The 22,052-nt window shown below is 73.1% G+C and carries 25 protein-coding genes; 13 read left to right on the top strand and 12 right to left on the bottom strand.

The genetic code is table 11. From position 1 onward, the window contains the following. Nucleotides 1-76 precede the first annotated feature (76 nt). From T328_RS25220 to T328_RS25235, 4 genes are all read right to left on the bottom strand, one after another. On the bottom strand, nt 77-1,342 hold the full coding sequence (locus tag T328_RS25220; protein ID WP_496498445.1) for a cystathionine gamma-lyase: 1,266 nt from the start codon (nt 1,340-1,342) through the stop codon (nt 77-79). After that, nucleotides 1,339-2,334, bottom strand: a complete 996-nt coding sequence (locus T328_RS25225; RefSeq protein WP_496498498.1) for a fructosamine kinase family protein — start codon at nt 2,332-2,334, stop codon at nt 1,339-1,341. Before T328_RS25225 ends, T328_RS25220 begins: the two co-directional genes overlap by 4 nt. A 50-nt stretch (nt 2,335-2,384) precedes the next feature. After that, nucleotides 2,385-2,906 (bottom strand): low molecular weight protein-tyrosine-phosphatase, encoded by a 522-nt coding sequence (locus T328_RS25230; RefSeq protein WP_496498446.1) that lies wholly within the window; start codon nt 2,904-2,906, stop codon nt 2,385-2,387. A gap of 87 nt (nt 2,907-2,993) precedes the next feature. Next, entirely contained in the window at nt 2,994-3,368 is a 375-nt protein-coding gene (locus T328_RS25235; protein ID WP_496498447.1) for a phage holin family protein, read from the bottom strand. A 57-nt stretch (nt 3,369-3,425) separates the two neighbouring features. On the opposite strand from T328_RS25235, the gene T328_RS25240 reads away from it, so the two are divergent. Further along, nucleotides 3,426-3,743 (top strand): cupin domain-containing protein, encoded by a 318-nt coding sequence (locus tag T328_RS25240; protein ID WP_496498448.1) that lies wholly within the window; start codon nt 3,426-3,428, stop codon nt 3,741-3,743. A 137-nt stretch (nt 3,744-3,880) separates the two neighbouring features. After that, nucleotides 3,881-4,093 carry a DUF5326 family protein gene (locus T328_RS25245; protein WP_496498499.1) on the top strand — a complete coding sequence of 71 codons (213 nt, stop codon included), beginning with the start codon at nt 3,881-3,883 and terminating at the stop codon, nt 4,091-4,093. A 70-nt stretch (nt 4,094-4,163) separates the two neighbouring features. Here the strand turns inward: T328_RS25245 and T328_RS25250 are convergent, their stop codons facing one another. Continuing rightward, a complete protein-coding gene (locus T328_RS25250; RefSeq protein ID WP_496498500.1) occupies nt 4,164-5,612 on the bottom strand; it encodes a YibE/F family protein in 1,449 nt (482 codons plus the stop codon). A 193-nt stretch (nt 5,613-5,805) separates the two neighbouring features. Between T328_RS25250 and thiC the strand changes: the two genes are divergently transcribed. Continuing rightward, nucleotides 5,806-7,569: a phosphomethylpyrimidine synthase ThiC gene (thiC, locus tag T328_RS25255; protein WP_496498449.1), complete on the top strand. Its 1,764-nt coding sequence runs from the start codon at nt 5,806-5,808 to the stop codon at nt 7,567-7,569. A gap of 120 nt (nt 7,570-7,689) precedes the next feature. Here thiC and T328_RS25260 read toward each other — a convergent pair whose 3' ends face one another. After that, nucleotides 7,690-7,860 carry a hypothetical protein gene (locus tag T328_RS25260; protein WP_496498450.1) on the bottom strand — a complete coding sequence of 57 codons (171 nt, stop codon included), beginning with the start codon at nt 7,858-7,860 and terminating at the stop codon, nt 7,690-7,692. A 447-nt stretch (nt 7,861-8,307) separates the two neighbouring features. Between T328_RS25260 and T328_RS25265 the strand changes: the two genes are divergently transcribed. From T328_RS25265 to T328_RS25280, 4 genes are all read left to right on the top strand, one after another. Beyond that, nucleotides 8,308-8,919, top strand: a complete 612-nt coding sequence (locus tag T328_RS25265) for a hypothetical protein (RefSeq protein ID WP_496498501.1) — start codon at nt 8,308-8,310, stop codon at nt 8,917-8,919. A gap of 92 nt (nt 8,920-9,011) precedes the next feature. After that, nucleotides 9,012-9,245, top strand: a complete 234-nt coding sequence (locus T328_RS25270) for a hypothetical protein (protein ID WP_496498451.1) — start codon at nt 9,012-9,014, stop codon at nt 9,243-9,245. A gap of 4 nt (nt 9,246-9,249) precedes the next feature. Then, the gene (locus T328_RS25275; RefSeq protein ID WP_496498452.1) at nt 9,250-9,705 is read left to right on the top strand and encodes an ASCH domain-containing protein; all 456 of its coding nucleotides are present in this window, start codon (nt 9,250-9,252) and stop codon (nt 9,703-9,705) included. Between the two features lie 288 nt (nt 9,706-9,993). Beyond that, entirely contained in the window at nt 9,994-10,815 is an 822-nt protein-coding gene (locus T328_RS25280; protein WP_496498453.1) for a GNAT family N-acetyltransferase, read from the top strand. Nucleotides 10,816-10,927: 112 nt separating this feature from the next. Here T328_RS25280 and T328_RS25285 read toward each other — a convergent pair whose 3' ends face one another. Further along, on the bottom strand, nt 10,928-11,530 hold the full coding sequence (locus T328_RS25285) for a Repetin (RefSeq protein WP_496498454.1): 603 nt from the start codon (nt 11,528-11,530) through the stop codon (nt 10,928-10,930). 290 nt (nt 11,531-11,820) lie between these two features. On the opposite strand from T328_RS25285, the gene T328_RS25290 reads away from it, so the two are divergent. Next, nucleotides 11,821-13,407, top strand: a complete 1,587-nt coding sequence (locus T328_RS25290) for a VWA domain-containing protein (protein ID WP_496498455.1) — start codon at nt 11,821-11,823, stop codon at nt 13,405-13,407. A gap of 51 nt (nt 13,408-13,458) precedes the next feature. Here T328_RS25290 and T328_RS25295 read toward each other — a convergent pair whose 3' ends face one another. After that, complete coding sequence (locus T328_RS25295) at nt 13,459-14,355, bottom strand: alpha/beta fold hydrolase (protein ID WP_496498456.1); 897 nt, start codon at nt 14,353-14,355, stop codon at nt 13,459-13,461. A gap of 105 nt (nt 14,356-14,460) precedes the next feature. On the opposite strand from T328_RS25295, the gene T328_RS25300 reads away from it, so the two are divergent. Further along, nucleotides 14,461-15,129: a winged helix-turn-helix transcriptional regulator gene (locus T328_RS25300; RefSeq protein ID WP_496498457.1), complete on the top strand. Its 669-nt coding sequence runs from the start codon at nt 14,461-14,463 to the stop codon at nt 15,127-15,129. Nucleotides 15,130-15,247: 118 nt separating this feature from the next. On the opposite strand, the gene T328_RS25305 is transcribed toward T328_RS25300, so the two are convergent. Further along, nucleotides 15,248-15,637: a hypothetical protein gene (locus T328_RS25305; RefSeq protein ID WP_496498458.1), complete on the bottom strand. Its 390-nt coding sequence runs from the start codon at nt 15,635-15,637 to the stop codon at nt 15,248-15,250. Nucleotides 15,638-15,718: 81 nt separating this feature from the next. Then, nucleotides 15,719-16,192 (bottom strand): MarR family winged helix-turn-helix transcriptional regulator, encoded by a 474-nt coding sequence (locus T328_RS25310; protein WP_496498459.1) that lies wholly within the window; start codon nt 16,190-16,192, stop codon nt 15,719-15,721. Between the two features lie 68 nt (nt 16,193-16,260). Between T328_RS25310 and T328_RS25315 the strand changes: the two genes are divergently transcribed. Further along, nucleotides 16,261-16,638 (top strand): cupin domain-containing protein, encoded by a 378-nt coding sequence (locus T328_RS25315; protein WP_496498460.1) that lies wholly within the window; start codon nt 16,261-16,263, stop codon nt 16,636-16,638. Here T328_RS25315 and T328_RS25320 read toward each other — a convergent pair. Next, nucleotides 16,595-18,031: an MFS transporter gene (locus T328_RS25320; protein ID WP_496498461.1), complete on the bottom strand. Its 1,437-nt coding sequence runs from the start codon at nt 18,029-18,031 to the stop codon at nt 16,595-16,597. The genes T328_RS25315 and T328_RS25320 overlap by 44 nt on opposite strands. Before the next feature lie 159 nt (nt 18,032-18,190). Here T328_RS25320 and T328_RS25325 point away from each other — a divergent pair, with 159 nt between their 5' ends. The 3 genes from T328_RS25325 to T328_RS25335 all read left to right on the top strand — a co-directional run bounded on the left by T328_RS25325 (nt 18,191) and on the right by T328_RS25335 (nt 20,523). Continuing rightward, complete coding sequence (locus T328_RS25325) at nt 18,191-18,655, top strand: MarR family winged helix-turn-helix transcriptional regulator (RefSeq protein ID WP_496498462.1); 465 nt, start codon at nt 18,191-18,193, stop codon at nt 18,653-18,655. A 101-nt stretch (nt 18,656-18,756) separates the two neighbouring features. After that, nucleotides 18,757-19,209 carry a GNAT family N-acetyltransferase gene (locus tag T328_RS25330; protein ID WP_496498463.1) on the top strand — a complete coding sequence of 151 codons (453 nt, stop codon included), beginning with the start codon at nt 18,757-18,759 and terminating at the stop codon, nt 19,207-19,209. 153 nt (nt 19,210-19,362) lie between these two features. Then, the gene (locus tag T328_RS25335; protein WP_496498464.1) at nt 19,363-20,523 is read left to right on the top strand and encodes a winged helix DNA-binding domain-containing protein; all 1,161 of its coding nucleotides are present in this window, start codon (nt 19,363-19,365) and stop codon (nt 20,521-20,523) included. Nucleotides 20,524-20,674: 151 nt separating this feature from the next. Here the strand turns inward: T328_RS25335 and T328_RS25340 are convergent, their stop codons facing one another. Then, the gene (locus tag T328_RS25340) at nt 20,675-22,045 is read right to left on the bottom strand and encodes a serine hydrolase domain-containing protein (protein ID WP_496498465.1); all 1,371 of its coding nucleotides are present in this window, start codon (nt 22,043-22,045) and stop codon (nt 20,675-20,677) included. Nucleotides 22,046-22,052 lie beyond the last annotated feature (7 nt).

Below are 22,052 nucleotides of genomic sequence, written 5' to 3' on the forward strand. Positions count from 1 at the left end.
CGCTCCCCCACACACCATGAACCCACGCATTGCGGCTTTACGCGAGTTTTGTTCTTTTTGCCGGGCTGTCGCGGCGTCAGCGGGCGAGCGCGTATGCCAGCGCTTCGCGCAGGTCAGCGACCAGGTCGGCGGCGTCCTCGACGCCCGCGGAGAACCTGACGAAGCCCTCCGGCACCGCGTCCCCGCCCCACCGCCCGCGCCGCTCCGCGGTCGAGCGCACGCCGCCGAAGCTCGTCGCCTCGTCGACCAGCCGCGCCGCGCCGAGGAACCGCTCCGCCGCCGCCCGGTCCGGCAGCGTGAACGTCACCACGCACCCGTAGCGCCCGGCGCGCATCTGGCGCGCGGCCAGCGCGTGCGCCGGGTCGGAGGGCAGGCCGGGGTGGCGTACGCCCGTTACTCCGGGCGTCGCGCGCAGCGCCTCGGCGACGGCGAGGGCGTTCGCCGCCTGGCGGGCGGTGCGCAGCTCCAGGGTGGCCAGCGAACGGTGCGCGAGCCACGCCTCCATCGGCCCGGGGATCGCGCCGGCGGTCCTGCGCCAGGTGCGCAGCCGGCGGGCGAGCGCGGGGTCGCGGGTGACGGCGTAGCCGAGGAGGACGTCGCCGTGGCCGGTGAGCGCCTTGGTGCCGCTGGCGACGGAGAGGTCGGCGCCGAGTTCGAGGGGGCGCTGGCCGAGGGGGGTGGGCAGGGTGTTGTCGACGGCGACGAGTGCGCCGGCCGCGTGGGCGGCGTCGGCGAGGCGGCGGATGTCGCACACGTCGAGGCCGGGGTTGGCGGGGGTCTCCAGCCAGAGCAGGCGGGCGCCGTCGAGGAGTTCGGCCTGTGCGTCGCTGGCGGTGGGGGCGGCGCGTACCTCGGTGCCGTGCTCTTCGAGGAGGGTGCGGAGGCCGCCGGGGACGAGGTTGTAGCCGTCGGAGGGGAGGACGACGTGGCCGTGGGGGGTGCCGTCCGGCGGCGGGGCGGGGACGGCCATGAGGACGGCGGTGATCGCGGCCATGCCGGAGGCGAAGGCCACCGCTTCGGCGGGGGCGCCGGGCGACTCCAGCGCGGCGAGGGCGGCTTCGAGGCGGGTCCAGGTGGGGTTGGCGTCGCGGCCGTAGTCGTAGGGGGCGGCGGTGATGTCGCCGGGGAGGTGGTAGTGGGCGGCGAAGACGGGGCCGGGGAGGGCGGGTTCGTACGGCTCGGGGGTGGGGAGGCCGGCGCGTACGACGCGGGTGGCGTCGGCGTGGAGGGTGATGTGGGCCGCGTCGGGGGCGGCGTCGGCGTCGGGGGTCGCTTCGGCGTCGGGGGTTGCGTCGGCGTGGGGTGGGGGCTCGGGGGCGTGCGAGGGGTCGTCCTGCGTCACCGGCCGGCTCCTTCCAGGGCCGCACGCGCCGCCGCGCCGCACTGTACGCCGTAGCCGGCGCCGAACAGCGCGGCGTGCACGAGCAGATGGTGAAGTTGGTACAGCGGCACCCGGCCGCGCCGGCCGGGCAGGGGGCGTACCTCCTCGTACGCCCCGAGCAGCCGCCCCAGCTGCGGGCAGCCGAACAGCTCCAGGAACGCCAGGTCCACCTCGGGGTGGCCGCCCTGCGCGGCGGGGTCGATGAGGTACGCGCGGTCGCCGGCCGTCCACTGCACGTTGCCCGACCACAGGTCGCCGTGGATGGCGGCGGGCGGCTGCGGCGGCCCCGTGACCTGGTCGATCACCGCGCAGAGGCGCTCGACGGCCTGGGTGTCGGCGGGGGTGAGGGCGGCGTTGTCAGTGGCGAGGCGTAGAAAAGGAAGCAGCCGGTGCTCGGCGTAGAAGCCGGGCCAGTCATCGGGGGAGGCGGGCGCATGTTCGGCGTGCTCAGGCGGTGGTTCCGCGGCTGCGGGAGCGGTCTGCGAAGACGGCAGCGGCAGCGAGCCGATGTACGCGGGCCAAGGGGTGCCGTAGGCGGCGGCGGGGGTCTCGTGCAGCGCGGCGAGGTCGCGGCCGAGCCGCTCGGCCTGTGCGGGGGTCGCGCGGCCGGGCTCGACCCACTCCAGCAGGATCAGCCCGGGCTCCTCGCCGAGGACGGCGGGGACGGGGACGGTGCCGGTGTCCGCGAGGAACCGCAGGCCGTGCGCCTCGGCGGCGAAGAAGTCGGCGGGGGCGTCGGCGCGGGTCTTGGCGAAGACGCGGCGGCCGTCGGCGAGTTCGAGGCGGTGCGCGGCGGAGATGTCCCCGCCACCGACGCCCGCGCGAGCCCGTACGGGGACGCCGGTGAGCGCGGCGGCGCGCGCCTCGACGCCGCGGCGGGCGCGGGAGGCGCCGGTGCCGGGGCGGCGGCCCGGGGCGTCGGGGGCGCCGGTGCCGGTGCTGTCCGGGTCGATGGTGCCGTCCGGTGCGGGGTCGTCCGGGGCTGGGCCGGCTGCCGGGTCGGTCACGGGCGGGCGGCGAGCTCGTCGCGTACGGCCTGCAGCAGGCCCTCGGCGGCGGTCTCAATCAGGTCCAGAGCCTCTTCGAAGCCGCCGGTGCCGCCGTAGTACGGATCCTCGACGTCGGTCAGGTCGAGATCGGGCGCGAAGGAGAGCAGCAGCCGCACCTTCTCGGCGTCGACGGGGGTCGGCGCGATCTTGAGCAACCGGCGTACGTGCCCGCTGTCCAGGCCCAGGACGAGGTCGCGTTCGGCGAACCAGTCGGGCGTGAACTGCCGGGCGGTGTGCTTCAGCTCGTAGCCGTGCTGGGTGAGCAGGGCGGCGGCGCGCGGGTCGGCGCCTTCGCCGACGTGCCAGCCGTCGGTGCCGGCGCTGTCCACCTCGATCTCGCCGTCGAGCCCCGCCTCCGCGACGCGGGCGCGGAAGACGGCCTCGGCCATCGGCGAGCGGCAGATGTTGCCGGTGCAGACGAAGCAGACGAGGAAAGGCGCGGGGTGGGGGCGTTCGCTCGTTCGCATGCGCTCCATCCTGCCTCAGCCCGGTCCCCGGCGCCCGGTGCAGCCGACCGCCGCATGCCCTTCGCCCTCGTACCCGTGCACTCCCCGGTGCACGATTCAGTCCCGGTCGAGGACCATGCTCGTCGCCCACGAGACGATGCTGATCACCAGACCGCCGAGCACCGCCGTCCCGAACCCGTCCACGTGGAAGCTCAGTTCCACTTCGTCCGCGATCCAGGAGGTGAGTATCAGCATCAGCGCGTTGATCACGAGCGTGAACAGCCCGAGGGTCAGCAGCAGCAACGGCAGCGACAGCAGTTGCACGAGGGGCTTGACGACGAAGTTCACGACGCCGAAGATCAACGCGACCAGCAGCAGCGTGACGGCCTTGTCGGCGTTGTCGTTACCGGTCAGCCCGATGTCGGGGATCAGCCAGACGGCGACCGCGAGGGCTGCGGCGTTGGCCAGGGTCTTGATGATGAAGGTCTTCATTAGTGTGATCGTTCCAGAGGTAGTCGGGAGCACCATGGATGCGGAGGGCGGAGCACGATGAAGGCATTCCGGCTGGACGATCTGGAGGCGGAGCGCCGCGCGAACGACGGAGCGTACCTCCAGTTCCTGCGCGAGCGGAACATGTCGGTCGGCTTGTACGCGCTGGACGCCGGCGCCCCCGATCCGCAGCAGCCCCATCGCCAGGACGAGGTCTACGTGATCATGAGCGGTCGCGGCTCCGTCACCGTCGGCGACGAGACCCTGCAGGTCGGCAGGGGCTGCGTCGTCTACGTACCGGCGGGTGTCCCGCATCGTTTCCACCACATCACCGAGGATCTCCGGGTGCTGGTGGTCTTCTCTCCACCCGAGGCGTGAATCAGTCCCTCAGGGGTGCCTCAGGGTTCGTTCCGGGGTGGACCGGGGCCGGGGGCACTCCCATCCGCCCGTCCGGCGGCTTAGCATCGATGGCACCGGGACAACCCCGGCGTACCGGAGGAGGAATGACCGTGTCCGTGAAAGAGATCACCGCGGGACTGCCGTGGTGGGTGACGTGGGTGCTGATCCCGGCGATCGTGCTGGTGGTCTTCGGCAGCCTGATCATGGCGCTGGTCGGGTTCATCATCGGCCTGCTGTTCAAGGTGCTGCTGGCCGCGGCGCTGATCGCGGGTGCGATCTTCCTGGTGCGGAAGTTCATGACCGCGTCGTCGTCGGAGAACGACTGGTAGCCGACCGCCTCACCGCCACTCGCCTCACCAGCCTCACCGCCACTCGCCTCACCGCCACTCGCCTCCGGCGCTACTTCCGGCGCCGCCGACCGCCGCCGCCCCGGCGGCGGGCGCGGCCCTCGGGAGGAGCCGCGGCAGCGCCGGGGCCCGTGCCCGCCCAGCCACTCGCCGCCGGACCCGGCGCCGACGCCGAACCCGGTCCCGAACCCGGCCCCGGACCCACAGCCGGTCCCGGACCCGGCTCCGCCCCCGGGCGGCGGTCGGCCGAGACGACGAGCGCCGCGAGCCCCGTGGTCAGCGGCACCGAGGCGACCAGACCGATGCTGCCCACGAGGGTCCGTACGATCTCCTCGGCGACGAACTCGCTCGTCGCCACCGTGCCGACACTCTGGTCGGCGATCGTGAACAGCAGCAGCAACGGCAGCGCCGCCCCCGCGTACGCGAGGACCAGCGTGTTCACCACCGACGCGATGTGATCCCGTCCGATCCGCATCGCCGACACGTACAGCTTCCGCCACGGCGCCGACGGGTCGGCCCGCCGCAGCTCCCACACCGCCGACGCCTGCGTCACCGTCACGTCGTCGAGCACCCCGAGCGAGCCGATCAGCACCCCCGCCAGCAGCAGCCCGCTCATGTCGATGTCCGGGTACTGGGTGTGGATGAGACCGGTGAAGTCGTCGGTGTTCCCGGTCAGCTTCGACCAGCCGATGAACAGCGAGCCCAGCAGCCCGATGAGCAGCAGCGACGCGAGTGTGCCGAGCGCCGCCACCGACGTGCGCACGTTGAACCCGTGGCACAGGTAGAGCGCGATCAGCATGATGGCGCTGCCTCCGACCACCGCCACCAGCAGCGGGTTCGATCCGTCGAGGATCGCCGGCAGGATGAACAGGATCAGGATCGCGAAGCTCACCGCCAGCGCCGCGAGCGCCGCCAGCCCGCGCAGCCGCCCGACGACGACCACCGCGACCGCGAACACCAGCGCCAGCGCCGCCATCGGCACGGTACGCACCACGTCGGAGACGGCGTACTGCAGGTCCCGCGGCGCCTCCGGCGAGTAGGAGACGACGAGTTCCTGCCCCACGTCGTACCGCCGGGACGCGTCCGGCGCGACGATCTCGGTGAAGGTGCGCCCGGCGTGCTTGCCCGACGTCACCTCGATCGTCGCCCGCTCGCACACCGCGTCCTCGTCGGGCCGCGGCTCGTCGGTGCCGCCGCCGCCCGGCGGCCCCTGCTCCTGCACCTGCGCGCCCACGTCGGCGCACTTGACCTGCTCGATCTTCGTGACCTTCGCCCGCTGCCGCTCCTGGTCGAAGCCGACGCCGCTGCGCTCGCCCGCCGGTTCGTCGCCCGGCCACAGCGCGATCAGCCCGGCGAACACCGCCAGCGCGAAGGGGACGAGCACCGCGGCGATCACCGTACGCAGCCGGTGCGAGGCGGGCGGGGCGGGCGAGGCGGGGGCGCCGTGGGCGTGCCCGTGGTTGTGCCCCTGGTCGTGGCCGTGCGAATGCGTCACGCCCAGATCATCGCAGGGACCGTCGCGGAGGCCCTCTTCCGCGCCGGGACGTACAGCGGTTAGCGTGGTCGGCGAACTGCACACCGCGGGAGCTCGGAGCACCGGGCTGAGAGGGCGCTGACGGATCCGCATCCGGACCACAGCTGCGCCGACCGCCGAACCTGTTACCGGGTAATGCCGGCGTAGGGAGTGGGTCTCCATGACCGTTTCGGATGCACGTACGCCCGCCACCGAGGAATCCAGCGCGGCCGGCTGGCACAAGGACCACGTACAACACCCCGCCCGGCCCGACATCAGGGTCCCGGTGCGGCGCGTGCACCTCACGAACGGCCGGGACGTGACGCTGTACGACACGTCCGGGCCGTACACCGACCCGACCATCGACACCGACGTACGCCGCGGGCTCAGCCCCCTGCGCGACAACTGGATCATCGCCCGCGGCGACACCGCGGAGTACGCGGGCCGCCCGCCCCGCCCCGAGGACGACGGCCTCAAGCACACCGCCCCCCGCGGCGGCCTGCGCAACCTCGACGCCGTCTTCCCCGGCCGCCCGCGCCAGCCGCGGCGCGCCCGCGGCGACGCGGTCACCCAACTCGCGTACGCCAGACGCGGGGAGATCACCGCGGAGATGGAGTACGTCGCGCTCCGCGAGCGCGTCGAGCCCGCCTTCGTACGCGACGAGATCGCGGCCGGCCGCGCCGTGCTCCCCGCGAACGTCAACCACCCCGAGTCCGAACCGATGATCATCGGGAAGAACTTCCTGGTGAAGGTCAACGCCAACATCGGCAACTCCGCCGTCACCTCCTCCATCGAGGAGGAGGTGGAGAAGATGACGTGGGCCACCCGCTGGGGCGCCGACACGGTCATGGACCTGTCCACCGGCCGTAACATCCACACCACCCGCGAGTGGATCCTCCGCAACTCCCCCGTCCCCATCGGCACCGTCCCGCTCTACCAGGCGCTGGAGAAGGTCGACGGCCGCGCGGAGGAGCTGAGCTGGGACGTCTACAAGGACACCGTCGTCGAGCAGTGCGAACAGGGCGTCGACTACATGACCGTCCACGCGGGCGTCCTGCTGCGCTACGTCCCGCTCACCGCCCGCCGCAAGACCGGCATCGTCTCCCGCGGCGGCTCCATCATGGCCGCCTGGTGCCTGGCCCACCACCGGGAGTCGTTCCTCTACACCCACTTCGACGAGCTGTGCGAGATCCTCGCCTCGTACGACGTGACCTTCTCCCTCGGCGACGGCCTGCGCCCCGGCTCGATCGCGGACGCCAACGACGAGGCGCAGTTCGCGGAGTTGCGTACGCTCGGCGAGCTGAACCGGATCGCGAAGTCCCACGGCGTACAGACCATGATCGAGGGCCCGGGCCACGTCCCGATGCACAAGATCAAGGAGAACGTGGACCTGCAGCAGGAGATCTGCGAAGAGGCTCCGTTCTACACCCTCGGCCCCCTGGCCACGGACATCGCCCCCGCCTACGACCACATCACCTCCGGCATCGGCGCGGCGATGATCGCCTGGTGGGGCACGGCGATGCTCTGCTACGTCACCCCCAAGGAACACCTGGGCCTGCCGGACCGCGACGACGTCAAGACCGGCGTCATCACCTACAAGATCGCCGCCCACGCGGCGGACCTCGCGAAGGGCCACCCGGGCGCCCAGGACTGGGACGACGCCCTGTCGGACGCCCGCTTCGAGTTCCGCTGGGAGGACCAGTTCAACCTGGCCCTGGACCCGGACACGGCGCGCGAGTTCCACGACGAGACGCTGCCGGCGGAGCCGGCGAAGACGGCGCACTTCTGCTCGATGTGCGGGCCGAAATTCTGTTCGATGAAGATCTCTCATGACATCCGCCGCGCGCACGGTGCGACGGAGGAGGAGATCGAGGCGGGCATGGCGGAGAAGTCGAAGGAGTTCGCCGCCGCAGGCAACCGCGTCTACCTTCCCGTGGCCGACTGACGTCGCCACAGTTGTAAGCGGGCCCCTCTGTCAGCCGAGAGGGGCCCGCCGCCGTCCGCGCGCGCGGTTCGTCACCGGGCCCGGCAGAAGCCGGGTGCGGCTCACGCCGTAGCCGTCGAGTCAATCGATCAGCCTCGTGGCCGCTTCGAGGGCCAGGTCCCACGGGTATGCGTCCGGCCGGCCCTTGCCTGGTTCGTCCGGCACGAACCCGCCTTCGCCGTAGAGGACGTGCACGCCCATGGAGCGAAGCGTCTCGATGCTGCGCGTGAACTGGGTGTGCTGCCGAGACACACGTTCCATCCTCCCGCCTGTGCGCGTTTGATGACGTCCCCGACATCGAGCACGGGCGGAGCGGCGCTGCCCAGCAGGTAAAGCACGCGGTTCCTGGCCATTGGCGCAGTTCATCGTGTGGGGCCGGGCTGGCGCAACCGGGGAAAACCATCTCAGGCGACTCCGTGGCGGGGGCCCATCGCACCGGAACCGCGTGCCGGCCGCGGTGGCATCTCGTACGGTCTTACGGGTGAAGGTGCTGGTCGGTGAGCCGCGGAGGCTCGGGGTCGCCGCGTCCCGGGCGCGGCTTCGGTTCGAAGAGGGGCCGAAGGGTCGGGGGCGGGGGTCGGCCTCAGGCTGCTCGTCGTCGACGACGAGCCGGCGTTCGAGCGCAGCTTCTGGTGCGGGACCTGCCCGTTCCTCTTCCGGCGTCTCCAAGGCGCCCGGCAGACGCTGTCGTTGGAGGACGTGCGGGAGCGCCTCGCCCTCCGGCTCACCGAACCGGACGGCGTCGTCGTGGAGGCGTTCGCCGCGTTGCTTCCCGAGGACGACTATCTGCCGCTGCTCCTCCGGGTCGAACCGCGGCTGACCGTCCCGGGGCATGAGGGCGACTACTTCAGCCACGAGCAGGTGGCCACCTGGGGTATCGACGGGTTCTGGGGCCTGCCGGAGTACCCGCACACCCCGTACTACCGCACGTTCGAGACCGCGGTCGGCGACGAGGCGCATCTTTATGAGTTCGTGGTGCCGATGGTCCCGCCGACCTGGAACGAGCGCGACCGGGTCGAGGAGTACGCCGGGCGGATGAGGCAGGGGGCGGTTCCGACGGCGGTGGCGGTGTCGACCCTGGACCTGTGCCAGCCGGCGGTGGACACCCGGTCGACCGACTATTACGAGCACTGGGGGCTGACGCACTTCCTGCTCGACGGCCATCACAAGCTGGAGGCCGCCGCGTCGTCGGGACGTTCCGTACAACTCCTGTCGCTCCTCGCCCTGGGCGAGAGCGCGCCCGCCGCCCGCGACCACCGGAGACTGGCCGCCCTGCGTGCCCAGCACCGCCGGAGCCGCGCCGCGCGGTGAGCGGGTGCCCCGGGAAGTGCCTCCGCATGCTTCCCGCAGCCTGCGCTCCGGCTCCGACGGGCCGGGTCCGCACGCTCCGCCATCATGGGCCGATGACGCACAGCGATGCCGACAGCGATGCCGACCTGATCGCCCTCCTGCGCCGACTGGACGATCCGCAGCTGCTGGAGTACCCGCGCGGCTACGACCATGCCGCGACCCGAGCGCTCTTCGAGCGGCTCGTGGCCCGGCTGGACGCCGACTTCACCACCCGGTGCCGCGCAGGCCGGCACCTACAGGCCCCGCGACGGCGCAGGCCCGCCGGGCCGGCGGCGCACGTACGCTGAGGCCATGTCCGAACCCGCGGCTCAGCTGCCCCCGTACGAGCTGGCCTTCCCCGGGCCGCTGCGCGACAGGCTGGTCGGCGCGGTGCTGTCCGGTGCGAAGACGGCGACGACCGGGCTGCTCGCGGCGTACGAGGCCGAGGGCGAGGCGTTGCCGGAGGCGGGGGACCGGGCGGCGCTGCTCGACTCCCGGGGGCGGCGGGTCGCCGTCATCGAGATCACGGCGGTGCGCGTGCTGCCGCTGCGGGAGATCGACCTGCGGCACGCGGTCGACGAGGGCGAGGGGCACGAGACCGTCGCCGGGTGGCGGGAAGGGCACGAGGCGTTCTGGCACGGCGAGGCGATGCGCGAGGTGCTCGGGGACCCCGGGTTCACGGTCGACGACGACGCTCTGGTGGTCGCGGAACGCTTCCGCGTCGTGGAACGCATCCCGCCGCCGCCCGGCGGGCCGCGGCCCGGGTGATCCGCGCGGGTGGGCGTGAAGCGCGTTGCACGGGTGCGGCGGGCGTGAGAGGTTGGCGGCGTTCTGCGGGTTCGTAGAACGGATTCGCCGGTGATCCCTCCGGCGTACTCACGGTGAGGAATGAAGCCTTTGATTCCGGCGTCCTTCAGCGGCCGCCGTCGGCGCCGAGTGGCCGGCCCGCTTCCGTAGCGGTCCCGCCGGCTCGTACCGCCGGACACGCCCGTCCCGTACGGCGGCCCCACGATGCCCATGCGCTCTTTCCAGAGACTTCGTGAGGTCGACATCACCGTGGCACATCCCAGGGACAACCAGGTTCAGAAATTCGCCGTCGCCAACCTCCGCCGCCGCCCCGACGCGGTCGAGACCGGCGGCTTCGTCGTGGGCTTCTCCCCCGGCACCGACAGCCCGTACCTCAACTACGCCACCCCGCTGCCCGGCGCCGCGCCCACCGGCGGCGACGTCGCCGCGCTGGTCGGCGCCTTCCGGGAGCGGGGGTTGCTGCCGCGGCTGGAGTTCGTGCCGGGGGCGGCGCCCGGGGTGGCGGCGGCGCTGCGGGCGGCGGGGTTCGGGACGGAGGCGGTGCACGAGTACCTCGTCTGCACCCCGGACACGTTCGCTGGCCGGTGGCTCGGCGGTGACGGCCGGTGGCTCGGCGGTAACGGGGGCGGCGGGGGCGGCCCGCGGGTGGAGGTTCCGGGTACGGACGAGGAGTTCCGGGCGCTGGACGCCGCGCTCGCCGAGGCGTTCGGCGGCGCGTTCGCCGCGTCGGCGGAGGGTGCGGCGCGGCTGCGGCGGCTGCAGCGGGACGGCGGGGAGGTGCGTTTCGTACGGGCCGGGGACGGCGGTTGTGCCGGCGGCGCGACGTGCTCGCCGCCGGCCGAGGACACCGCCGAGCTGGCCGGCGTCGGCACCCGCCCGGCGCACCGCCGCCGGGGTGTCGCCGCGGCGGTGACCGCGGCGCTGACGGAGGCGATGTTCGACCGCGGGGTCGGGTCGGTGTGGCTGGAGTACTCGGGGGAGGGCTCGCGCCACACGTACACCCGGATCGGCTACCGGCCCGGGGGTTCCCGCCTGTACGTCTCGCTGCCGGCGACGCCGCCGTCGGCCTGACCCGGGGGTGGCGGGTCTGCGGCTTGGCGGTTCGGCGGGTCGGCGGCCTGACCGCCGCTGGCCGTCGCCTGTCGGACCGCCTCACCCTGCACCGCGTCATGGGGTGGCCCGGTCAGAGCTCCGGCTGCCAGGGCAGGACCCGGAAGTCGCCGGTGCCGCGCTTGACCTTCTCGAACGGTGCCGAACTCACACACGGCGCCAGGTCCTTGTCCTCCATCGGGCCGCCGGTGGCGGCCCAGCTGTAGCCGAGGCGGTCGTGGCGGCCCTGGTCGTGGACGGTGACGCCGACGCGCAGACCCTTCGCGCCGGGGAGGTCGGTGTCGGTGACGACGCCGGAGACGACGGCCACCTTGCCGCCGGTGACGAGGCAGTCGACCTCGGCCTCGGCCCAGTTGCCTGTGCCGTCGAGGTAGTGGCTGAAGCGGAAGGTGCCCGTGGCCTTCAGGGGGTTCTCATGGTGCTCGGCGGCGAGCCGGGCGTCGAAGGAGAACGTGATGTCGTCGCCGAGCGACCGGGTCAGCTTCGCGGTGCCGGTCAGCGCGGCGGCGTTTCGGCCGCGGTCGCCAGCGCCGTGGGCGTCGTTGACGGCGTTGCCGCTGTTGCCGCCGCCGCTGCGGCCGTCGACGGTTGCGGCGGCGGTGCCGGCGGTGGCCGTCGCGAGCAGGGCGGCCGTGACGGCGACGGCGCGGACGCGGTTGCTGCGTACGTAGCGCAAGATGATGTCTCCTCAAAGGCTGTCGTCCCGGGCGTTCCGGGATGTCAGCAGCTTCGCGCGCGACGGGTGCGCGCCGCGTCAGCCTGCGGCGGCAAGCGGCGTACGTCTTCGGTCTGGCCGCCGCCCGGCCCCGCTACCTCCGCGGCATGACACGCTGTACGTGACCAGGGCAGGGCTCCCACCGGCCGCGGAACCACGCCGGGACCCCGGGAGTTCTCCACGGAACCAGGGTGTGTGCCGCGCTCCGTCGCAACCGCCGCTCGACCGCACCGGAGAGGGGGACCGATCCCATGGCCACCCGATCGCTCAGCAAAGGGGCCAACCTGCCCGTCGACGCGTCCGCGGTACGGGCAGAACTCACCTGGTCCGACGGGCCCGGCGTCCCCGACGTCGACGCCTCGGCGCTGCTGCTCACCGCGGCCGGACGGGTCCGCGACGACGGCGACTTCGTCTTCTACAACCAGCCGCGGCACACCTCCCAGTCGGTCACGCACCTCGGCAAGCAGAGAGCGGGCGGCCGGTTCACCGACTCCGTCGAGGTCCTGCTGGACTCCCTGGGTCCGGCCGTAGAGCGGGTCGTGCTGTGCGCCTCGGCCGACGGTGGCACGTTCGGCCAGGTGCCGGGGCTGACGCTGCGACTGCTGGACGCCGGAACGGGCGGCGAGCTGGCGCGCTTCGACATGGAGGCGACGACGGAGACGGCGTTCGTCGGCGGCGAGCTGTACCTGCGCAACGGCCGCTGGAAGTTCCGCGCGGTGGGCCAGGGCTACGCCTCCGGACTGGCCGGTCTGGCCACCGACTTCGGCATCACGGTCGACGACACACCCCCGGAGGAACAACCCCGGCCCGCCGCCCATTCCGCCGCCCAGGCCCCGGCCCCGCTCGCGGGGGCACCGGCCCAGACCCCACCGGCCGCGGCCCCACCGGCCCCGACTCCGCCCGCGGGGGCACCCGCCCCGGCCGCCGCCCCCGGTACACCGCCGGCCCCGCCGGCACCACCGACCGCCCCCGCGGTCCCCACTCCGCAGGCGCCCGCCCCTGCACCCGCCGCGGTGCCGCCGCCCGCCGCCGCGCCTTACGCGCCGGCTCCCCCGGCCGCGCCCGGCGCGCCGCGCCTGGTCAAGGGCGAGGAGCAACTGCCCGTTGACATGCACAAGCGGTTGTCGCTGCGCAAGGAGCAGGTGGCCATCAGCCTGCGCAAGCACGGGGCCACCGATATCTCCGCCCGCGTCATCCTGGTCCTGGACGCATCCGGTTCCATGACCCCCCTCTACGCCAAACGCGTCGTCGCCGACGTCGTCGAGCGAATGGCCGCGGTCGCCGCGCAGTTGGACGACGACGGCGCGATGCAGGCGTGGACGTTCGCCTCCCATCCGGCCCGGCTTCCGGACCTGCACCTGGGGGATCTCCCCGAGTGGCTGCGACTGCACGTGCGGGTCGGTCAGCTCGCCCTCTTCCGGCCCCGCAAGAAGCGCAAGGGCCTGGAGGACGGCCAGATCGACATGCGGATGGTCGGCATCCAGAACGAGGAGCAGAAGGTCATCGCCGAGGTCCGCGCCTACGTCCGCGAGAACCCGGCCCCCGTTCCCACACTCGTGCTGTTCTTCTCCGACGGCGGCGTCTACCGCAACGCCGAGATCGAGTACGAACTGCGCCAGGCGGTCGAGGAGCCGATCTTCTGGCAGTTCGTGGGGCTGGGGAAGTCCGACTACGGCGTGCTGGAGCGGTTCGACACCCTCGGCGGGCGCCGCGTCGACAACGTCGGGTTCTTCGCCGTCGACGACATCAGCGAGCTGCCCGACCCGCAGCTCTACGACCGCCTCCTCTCTGAGTTCCCCGGCTGGATAACCGCCGCCCGCCGCGAACGCATACTCTGACGGGCCCTCGGCCCTCGGCGCCGGGCCAAGAGGCTCCGGGCCGTCCGCTGTTCAGCCTCCCGCCGACTCCGTGTGCGCGACGAGCGCGGATATAACGGTGTCCCACAGCTCGGGGGGCGGCATCTGGTGCCCCATCCCGGGGAGTGGCACGAGGGTTGCCCCGGGGATCTCGCGGGCCAGCGCATCGCCGTGGGCGTAGGGGAACAGCGGGTCGTGGGTGCCGTGGAGCACGAGGGTCGGTGCGGTGATGTCGCCGAGGGACAGCTCGGCCGGCTCCTTGCCGTCGTCGAGCAGCCAGTGGTTGGCGGCTGCGGCGGGGACGGGGCTGCGGTCGAAGGCGCGGCCGGCGACGCGGCGTACGCGCTGCTCGTCCACCGGGACGGTGCCGGCGAAGGTGTGCTCACCGGCGAGGAAGTAGGCGATGACCGACTCGCGGTCCGACCAGTCGGGCCCGGGCTGCGGCTCCTCGAACTTCCGCGCCAGCTCCTCGCTCATCGGCGGCAACTCGGGGCGGTCGGGCCCGCCCGGTGTCGCGGGGCTCGTGGCGATCAACGTCAGCGAAGCGGTCCGGCCGGGGTACCGCGCCGCGATGAGCTGGGAGATCCCGCCGCCCATCGAGACACCCACGAGGTGCGCGGAGTCGAGGCCGAGCGCGTCGAGCACGCCGACCACGTCGGTGAGCAAGTCCTCGCTGCCGTACGTCGGCGCCCCGACCGGGAACGTCGTGGACCGGCCCGTGTCGCGCGCGTCAAAGCGGACAACGTACCGCCCGGTCGCGGCGAGGCGTGCGCAGAAGCCGTCCTCCCACCAGTCCATCGACGCCTCCGCGCCGCCGACCAGCAGGATCGGCGGATCGGAGGCGGCGCCGAACGCCTGCGTGCAGATCTCGACGTCTCCGACCCGAACCAACCGCTCGGCCGCGGGCTGGACTTCTGCCGTGCCGTTCATGACTCGCCTCCCTCATCCGGTTTCCCCCACGCTACTACATTCTCCGAAGTGTGTGCTACATTTTTCGAAGTGAATGTGGAGTTGGGGAGCGGGAGGAGCGCGGCGATGGCAAGGGGAAGCGGCGATGAGAGGCGGACGTACGGGCAGGCGTGCCCGATCGCCCACGCGCTCGACATGATCGGGGAACGCTGGGCGCTGCTCGTCGTGCGCGAACTGCGCCTGGGCCCCCGCCGTTACGCTGATCTGCAGGCCGCGCTCCCCGGCATCGGGCCCAGCGTGCTGTCCCAGCGCCTGCGCGATCTGGAGCGGTTCGGTGTGCTCTCGCGCCGTACGCTGCCGCCGCCCGCCTCGGCGAAGGTGTACGAGCTGACGGAGTGGGGCAGCGAGCTGGAGCCGGTCTTCGCCGCGCTGCGCAGGTGGGGGCTGCGCTCGCCGGTGATACCGCTGGAGGGCGTGCTGACCTCCGACACCGTGCTCCTCGGGCTGCGCGCCTACTTCCAGCCGCAGCCGCACGCGGCGTGGTCCGCGAGCTACCGCATAGAGCTGGAGCGCGAGGTGTACCGGCTGGAGGTCGCCGACGGCGAGCTGACGGAGGTGCGGCGCGGCGAGGAGCCGCGGTCTCCGGACGTTGCGGTGACGACGGATCACGACACGTTGCGGTCGGTGCTGGCCCACGAGCGCCCGCTGGCCGAGGCGGTCGAGGCGGGGGAGTTGACGGTCGAGGGTGACGGGGAGGTGATGGAGCGCCTGGTGGAGGCGGTGCAGCGAAGCTGAGAGCGTGGACGGTGAACTCGCCCCGATCCAGCCGTGATTCGGCATGCACGCGGATCCCGCAACCGCGCGGACGTGGCGGGGGGCGGGCGGCGTTCGGTGCGCGTGGTGCGCCGCGCGGTCAGTCGGGCTCGTCGGCCAGGGCTCGGGCGGCGGCTTCGTCGGCCGGGTCCATGCCGCCGTAACCGTCGCGGCGGTTGGCGGCGGCCTGGTCCTCGATCCAGCGGGTGTGCGTCTCCCAGGCGGACTGCTTGCTGGTGCCGAGGGCGGCGCCGATCTGCGACCAGGAGGCCCCGCGGGAACGTGCGGCGCGTACGGCGAGCTGCCGCCCGTAGCCGGCCTTGCGGGCCAGCACCTCGCCGAGGGCGAGGAGTTCGAGGGATTCCTCCCTGGTGAGGGGAGTGCTGCCCGGGTCGCCGTCGCCGAGTGCGTCGCGCAGGCGTAGCTCGTCGTAGCGCGCGGCGGCGGTCATGAGAGTGTGCCGGGCTTCCTGGGTGTCTGGGGTGGACATGGGTTCATCGTCGCGTCAGGACAGCTTGACGTCAAGCCGGCCTGACGGGTGATGTCCCGGGGTCGGCGGGCGTACGCCGGGTCACCAGACGGGGCGTAGCGGAGGGAGGCCGTCGCCGGCGAGGCCGTGGGCGAGGCGGAGGAGTTCGGTGCGGAGGAGTGTGGTGTCGGCGCCCGTGCGGCGGGCGAGTTCCGCTTCCAGGTCGTGCAGGGCGCGCCCGGCGATGTCGAGGTGCCGGCGGGCGGCGTCGGTGAGGACGACGAGCTTGCGGCGTCCCCCGGCCGGGTGGGTGGTGCGGCGGACGTAGCCGCGGCGCTCCAGGTCGTCGACGAGTTGGCCGGCGGCCTGTTTGGTGACGCCGAGCCGGGAGGCGAGTTCGCTGCTGGTGGCGCCGTCGGCGCCGAGGATCTGGAAGGTCATGCCGTGCACCGGCCGCAGGTCGGGGTAACCGGCCGCGGCCACACGCTCGTTGAACTCGGTCAGCACGAGCTGGAAGGCCATGCCGAGCAGGAACAGTAGCTCGGGGGTCGGCGGGCTGTCGTCGTCGCGGGTCACGGGAACATCTTGACACGGTTGAGTAAAGCTCCTTTACTCAACCCATCGAGTAAAGGAGCTTTACATTCATGAAGGTCATCACTCCCTCCCCCGACCGCACCGTCACCACCCCGAACGCCACCATGGAGTCCCTCGCCACCCCCTCCCAGGGCAGCACCGCACTCAGCACCTGGCGGGTGCGGATCGAAGCCGGCCGGTCCGGGCCCGTGCACGCCATCGACCGCGAGCAGGTATGGATGGTCATATCCGGTTCCCTCACCGTGACCGGCGACGGCCGCACCGAGACCGCGGCCGCCGGGCACGCCGTGCTGCTCCCGCCCGACGTGCTGCGGCGGCTCGGTGCGGCAGAAGGTTCCGGCGACGTGGAGGCGCTGGTGGCGATGGCGGCCGGGGGCAGTGCCGTCACCGAGGACGGGCAGCGGCATCCCTTGCCGTGGGCGGAGTAGCGGAGACCGGTGGTACGTCTGGTACGTCGGCGGAGGCGGCCGGGCCGGTCCGTACGGCGTCGTGGTTCTCGGCGCGTACGCCGCCGCCTTCGGCCCGTACGGCGTTGCCCGCCACCCGTACCGTCCGCGAGGCCGCCGCCGCACCGGCGGTGCGGGCCGCGCGGCGCTCCAGGGTCGCGGCGAGGACCGCGAGGGCCAGGCCGGAGGCGGCGAGGGCGGCGCCGACCCAGTTGGGGGCGGTGTAGCCGAGGCCGGCGGAGATGGTCAGGCCGCCGAGCCAGGCGGCGAGGGCGTTGCCGAGGTTGAACGCGCCGACGTTGACGGCGGAGGCGAGGGTCGGCGCGGCGGCGGCCTGGTCCAGCACCCGCTTCTGCAGCGGCGGTACGGTCGCGAAGCCGAAGAAACCGACGAGGAAGATGCTCACGGCCGCCGCCGGCTTGCTGTGCGCGGTGAGCGTGAACAGCGCCAGCGTCGCGGTCAGGGCGCTCAGTGCGACGTACAGCATCGGCATGAGGGCGCGGTCGGCGAAGCGCCCGCCGACCAGGTTGCCGCCGACCATGCCGAGGCCGAAGAGGGCGAGGAGCCAGGTGACGGAGCCGTCGGCGTAGCCGGCGACCTCGGTCATCATCGGTGCGATGTAGGTGATGGCGGCGAAGACGCCGCCGAAGCCGAGGACGGTCATGGCCATGGCCAGGAGCACCTGGACGTTGAGGAACGCGGCCAGTTCGCGCCGGAGGTCCGTGCCACCGCCGGCGACGGCGCTCGACGGCTCGCGGGCTTCTCCGGCTTCTCCGGCTACTCCGGTTTCCTGGGTCGCCCGGGCTTCCCGGGTCTCCCGGGTCTCCCGGGGCAGGTCGGGTATGAGCCTGGCCACGCCGGCCAGACCGACGACCCCGATCGCCGCGACCGCGAGGAACGTATCCCGCCAGCCCACGGTCTGCCCGACGAGCGTGCCGCCGGGGACGCCGACGACGTTGGCCACGGTCAGTCCCGTGAACATCATCGCGATGGCCCCGGCCCGCTTGTCCTTCGCGACCAGCCCGGCGGCGACGACCGCGCCGATGCCGAAGAAAGCGCCGTGCGCGAGCGAGGCGACGATACGTCCGGCGAGCAGGACGCCGAAGGCGGGCGCGAGCGCGGAGATGACGTTGCCGGCGATGAACAGGCCCATGAGGCTCATCAGCATCCGCTTGCGCGAGACGCGGGTGCCGAGGGCGGTGAGCAGCGGGGCGCCGCCGAAGACGCCGAGGGCGTAGCCGGTGGTGAGCCAGCCGGCGGCCGGGACGGAGACGGAGAACTCGTCGGCGACCTCGGGCAGCAGGCCCATGACGACGAACTCCGTGGTGCCGATCCCGAACGCGCCGATGGCGAGCGCGAGCAGCGCGAGAGGCATGCGGGGACTCCTGCCGTGGGTGCGAGGGCTGTCCTTTAGCAAGCGCCCACAATAATTGCGCACGCCGATTCTTGCAAACGCGGGCTATTGCGGTCGTCGAGTAAACTCGACACCAGGACGGCGAACGCACGCACGCACTCACGGGACGCGGAGGCGCTCATGGCGGCCACAGCCGAGCAGCTCGACGAACTGGCCCGGGGCTGGACGGCCCTGGCATCCCTGCACGCCCGCATCGAGCACCACGTGGAGCGCACGCTGCAGCGCGCGCACCGGCTGAGCGCCCGCGAATACTCCGTACTGGACGCCCTCAGCCGCCAGGACGACTTCCACCTGCGCATGAACCAGCTCGCCGACACCGTCGTCCTCAGCCAGAGCGCCACCACCCGCCTCGTCACCCGCCTCGAAGACCGCGGCCTGCTCAGCCGCTACCTCTGCGCCGACGACCGCCGCGGCATCTACACCGAGGTCACCGAGGCCGGCCGCCGACTCCTCGCGGAGGCCAGGCCCGGCTACGAGACCGCGCTGCGCGCCGCACTGGACGAGGCCGCGAAGCGGCCGGAACTGGCGCCGCTGGTGGCGGCGGTGGAGACGCTGGAGGCCCCGCCGGCGGCGTACGCGACGTAGGAGCGCGCACGGGCGCAGAGGTCCGGCGCGGGGGCGCAGAGGTCGCGGAGGGGCGCGTACGGCCTGGGATGCGCCCGCCGCGCACGCGTAGGGTCGGCCGCATGAGCGATCTGCACATCCGGCGCGCGACCGCCGCCGACGTCCCCGCCGTCGTGGCGATGCTCGCCGACGACCCGCTGGGCGCCGCCCGCGAAACCCCCGACGACCCTGCCCCGTATGCGCACGCCTTCGCACGGATCGACGCCGACCCCGGCCAGCACCTCGTCGTCGCCGAACGCGACGGCCGCGTCGTCGGCACGCTGCAGCTCACCGTCATCCCCGGCCTGTCGCGGCGGGGCGCGACCCGCGCGCTCATCGAGGCGGTGCGCGTGCACCGCGACGAGCGCGGGGGCGGGCTGGGGACGCAGCTCATCGAGTGGGCGGTAGAGGAGGCGCGCCGGCAGGGGTGCGCGGTCGTGCAGCTGACGTCGGACGCGACGCGCACGGACGCGCACCGCTTCTACGAGCGGCTGGGATTCGCGGCGTCGCACGTGGGCTTCAAGCGGACCCTGTAGCGGCGGTGGACTGGATCCGCGGACGGCTCGCAGCCCACTCCGCGTCCGCCCCCTTGCGCTCAATAATCGCTGTTCAGAGGGGGGTCAGCGGGTTGTATCCGAAGTTATCCACAGGCCCGAGCGGGCCGGCGCGGGCTTCGGCATACTGCCACTATGCAGATCACCACCGAGCAGCGACGAGCCCGGATCGGCGTGCGCCACGCACTGGCGCCGGCCGCCCGCGCGACCTCTCCCGTCGAGGCGGTGGACGCGGTCGTCGCGCTGCACGCGACGGACGCGGCGACCGTCTTCCTCTCTGCCTGTGCGCGCATGCGGGAGCCTGGCGTCACGCCCGTCGAGCACGCGCTCTACGAGGACGTGTCGCTGGTGAAACTGCTGTCTATGCGGCGCACGCTCTTCGCGGTCAACCGCGACCTGGCGCCCGTCGTGGACGCGGCGGCGGCGCGCGCCATCGCGGCGCGCGAGCGCGCCACGTTCCTCAAGCACCTCAAGGACTGGAACGGCCTGGACGAGGCGTGGCTGCAGCGCGCCGAGGCCGCCGCGCTGGCGGTGCTGAAGGACAAAGGTGAGGCGACCGGCAGCGAGATATCCGCCGCCGAGCCGCTGCTGCGCACGAAGATCACGGTCTTCCCCGGCACCCGGCAGGAGACACAGCAGGGCGTGGCCACGCGCGTGCTGCGCATGCTGGCCTGCGACGGGCACATACGCCGTGGGCACCCGCGCGGGTCGTGGACGTCGAGCCAGTTCCGGTGGGCGCCGGGCGAGGAATTCGGGGGCATGGACGTCGCCGAGGCGCAGGCGGAGCTGACCAGACGCTGGCTGTACGCGTACGGGCCGGCTACCGAAGCGGACCTCGCCTGGTGGACCGGCTGGACGAAGACCGCCGCGCGCAAGGCGCTGGCCACGACGGGCGCAGTGGCGGTGGAGCTGGACGAGGGCACGGGGTACGTGCTGCCGGACGACACCGAGCCGGTCGCGGAGCCGGAGCCGGAGCCGTGGGCGGCGCTGCTGCCGGGGCTCGACCCGACACCGATGGGCTGGAAGGAGCGCGACTGGTATCTCGACGCCGGGTACCGCAAGGCGCTGTTCGACGGCAGCGGCAACGTGGGACCGACGGTGTGGTGGAACGGGGAAGTCGTCGGTGGCTGGGCGCAGCGAAAACACGGAGAGGTGGTGTGGCGGATGCTGACGGACGTGGGCGGCGACGCGGAACGCGCGGTGGCCGCGGAGGCCGAGCGGCTTGCGGGGTGGATCGGCGACGCCCGAATAACGCCGAGGTTCCGCACGCCGCTGGAGAAGGAGCTGGGGGCGTAGGGGCTACCGACCACCTGTCGGTGCCCAACGGTGGGGGTCCAGGGTTCCCCGGTGGGTCCTGACGGCGGGACCCCACGGTGGCCCGGGGGGCGGTGATCCGGGGACGGTGACTCGGGGGCGGTGGCCCGGGGCGGCGCGGCCCGGACGGGGGCTACGTCCAGCCGCGGGTGCCGCCGGGGACCGGGGCGTCCGGGTCGTACGGCTCCCGGGTGAAGACGAAGGTGCCCAGGTCGAGGTGCGAGACCTCGCCGTCCGCCGACCGCTCCACCCGCAGCGTCTCGCCGGCACAGTAGCCGTCGACCGCCGTCCACGTGCCGTCCCCTTCCGGGCGGAGCAGCGACGCATAGCCCGCGCCGTTCAGCGGGCTCAGGTCCAGCCAGCGGTCCTCCTTCAACCGCAGCACATGAGGGTTCGCGCCCCAGTACCACGGCCCCGTCAGCGCGAGCAGCTCCGGATCCACCGCGTCCGCGGCCAGCGGACGCCACGGCTCGGGGATGCGCGGTTCGTGCCGCACCACGGTGCCGATCAGATCGGCGGCGAGCCCGGATACGGACACGCCGGAAGTGACGTTCGTGAGGGCGACCGCGCTCACGCCCTCGTCGACGTCGGAGAGGAGGCAGGCGAGGAACCCGGGCATGGAGCCGGTGTGGCCGGCGAGCAGCGTGCCGCTGACGCGGATCAGCTGCATTCCGAGCCCGTACGCGCTGTCCCAGGACGCGGCCTCGGGCGCCACGGCGGGGGTGCGCATCTCCGCCAGTGTGTCGGCGGAGAGCACCCGGTCGTCGCCGCGTACGAGGAAGGCCGCGAACCGGGCCAGGTCGCCGGCCGTGGACCACAACTGGCCCGCGGGGCCCATCCGGCCGGTGTCGTGGAGCGGCTCGGGCTGCATGACGTCGGCCCACGGATGGACGGCGAAGCCGCCGGCGTGCGGGGCCTCGGGAAGCAGCGTCGTACGCCGCAGCCCCAGCGGCTCCAGCAGCTCGCGCTGCAGCACCTCACCCCAGGGTGCGCCGCGCAGTGCCTCGACGAGCGCGCCGAGGTAGGCGAAGCCGGGGTTGGAGTAGTGGTGCCGTCGGCCCGCCGGGTGACGGGTGGGGTCGCCGTCGAAGAGTTCGCCGAGCCCGGGGCGCAGCGCGCCCGGGGTCCGCTCCCACCAGGGGCCGCGGGGCTCGGCGCCGATACCGGAACTGTGTGAGAGGAGTTGAGCGATGGTCACCGTGGGCGCCTGAGTGCCGGAGAGGTGCTTCTCCAGCGGATCGGCGAGGTCGACGAGGCCCTCGTCGCGCAGCCGGAGCACCAGCACCGCGACGAACGTCTTGGTGATCGAGCCGATGCGGTACTGGGTGTCGGACGTCGGCTCGTGTCCGTCGATCATCGAGCGGGCGCCGGACCAGACAGTCTCCCCGTCGCGTACGACGGCCGCGACGAGCGAAGGAGTACGGCCCTCGCGCTGCGCGACGGCGATCCGGTGGCGCAGGGCGCGGGCGGTGGCGGGGAGCAGGGCGTCGTCATACGGCGGCATGCGGCGC

This window comes from Streptomyces sp. CNX435, from assembly GCF_059570575.1.

What these genes read in the sequence shown, in the direction of transcription:
- T328_RS25235 (WP_496498447.1), bottom strand. Translation starts at nt 3,368, where the DNA reads ATGAAGACCTTCATCATCAAGACCCTGGCCAACGCCGCAGCCCTCGCG.
- T328_RS25340 (WP_496498465.1), bottom strand. Translation starts at nt 22,045, where the DNA reads ATGCCGCCGTATGACGACGCCCTGCTCCCCGCCACCGCCCGCGCCCTG.
- T328_RS25230 (WP_496498446.1), bottom strand. Translation starts at nt 2,906, where the DNA reads ATGGAGCGCATGCGAACGAGCGAACGCCCCCACCCCGCGCCTTTCCTC.
- T328_RS25300 (WP_496498457.1), top strand. Translation starts at nt 14,461, where the DNA reads ATGGCAAGGGGAAGCGGCGATGAGAGGCGGACGTACGGGCAGGCGTGC.
- T328_RS25325 (WP_496498462.1), top strand. Translation starts at nt 18,191, where the DNA reads ATGGCGGCCACAGCCGAGCAGCTCGACGAACTGGCCCGGGGCTGGACG.
- thiC (WP_496498449.1), top strand. Translation starts at nt 5,806, where the DNA reads ATGACCGTTTCGGATGCACGTACGCCCGCCACCGAGGAATCCAGCGCG.
- T328_RS25320 (WP_496498461.1), bottom strand. Translation starts at nt 18,031, where the DNA reads ATGCCTCTCGCGCTGCTCGCGCTCGCCATCGGCGCGTTCGGGATCGGC.
- T328_RS25290 (WP_496498455.1), top strand. Translation starts at nt 11,821, where the DNA reads ATGGCCACCCGATCGCTCAGCAAAGGGGCCAACCTGCCCGTCGACGCG.
- T328_RS25295 (WP_496498456.1), bottom strand. Translation starts at nt 14,355, where the DNA reads ATGAACGGCACGGCAGAAGTCCAGCCCGCGGCCGAGCGGTTGGTTCGG.
- T328_RS25275 (WP_496498452.1), top strand. Translation starts at nt 9,250, where the DNA reads ATGTCCGAACCCGCGGCTCAGCTGCCCCCGTACGAGCTGGCCTTCCCC.
- T328_RS25315 (WP_496498460.1), top strand. Translation starts at nt 16,261, where the DNA reads ATGAAGGTCATCACTCCCTCCCCCGACCGCACCGTCACCACCCCGAAC.
- T328_RS25330 (WP_496498463.1), top strand. Translation starts at nt 18,757, where the DNA reads ATGAGCGATCTGCACATCCGGCGCGCGACCGCCGCCGACGTCCCCGCC.
- T328_RS25270 (WP_496498451.1), top strand. Translation starts at nt 9,012, where the DNA reads ATGACGCACAGCGATGCCGACAGCGATGCCGACCTGATCGCCCTCCTG.
- T328_RS25305 (WP_496498458.1), bottom strand. Translation starts at nt 15,637, where the DNA reads ATGTCCACCCCAGACACCCAGGAAGCCCGGCACACTCTCATGACCGCC.
- T328_RS25240 (WP_496498448.1), top strand. Translation starts at nt 3,426, where the DNA reads ATGAAGGCATTCCGGCTGGACGATCTGGAGGCGGAGCGCCGCGCGAAC.
- T328_RS25335 (WP_496498464.1), top strand. Translation starts at nt 19,363, where the DNA reads ATGCAGATCACCACCGAGCAGCGACGAGCCCGGATCGGCGTGCGCCAC.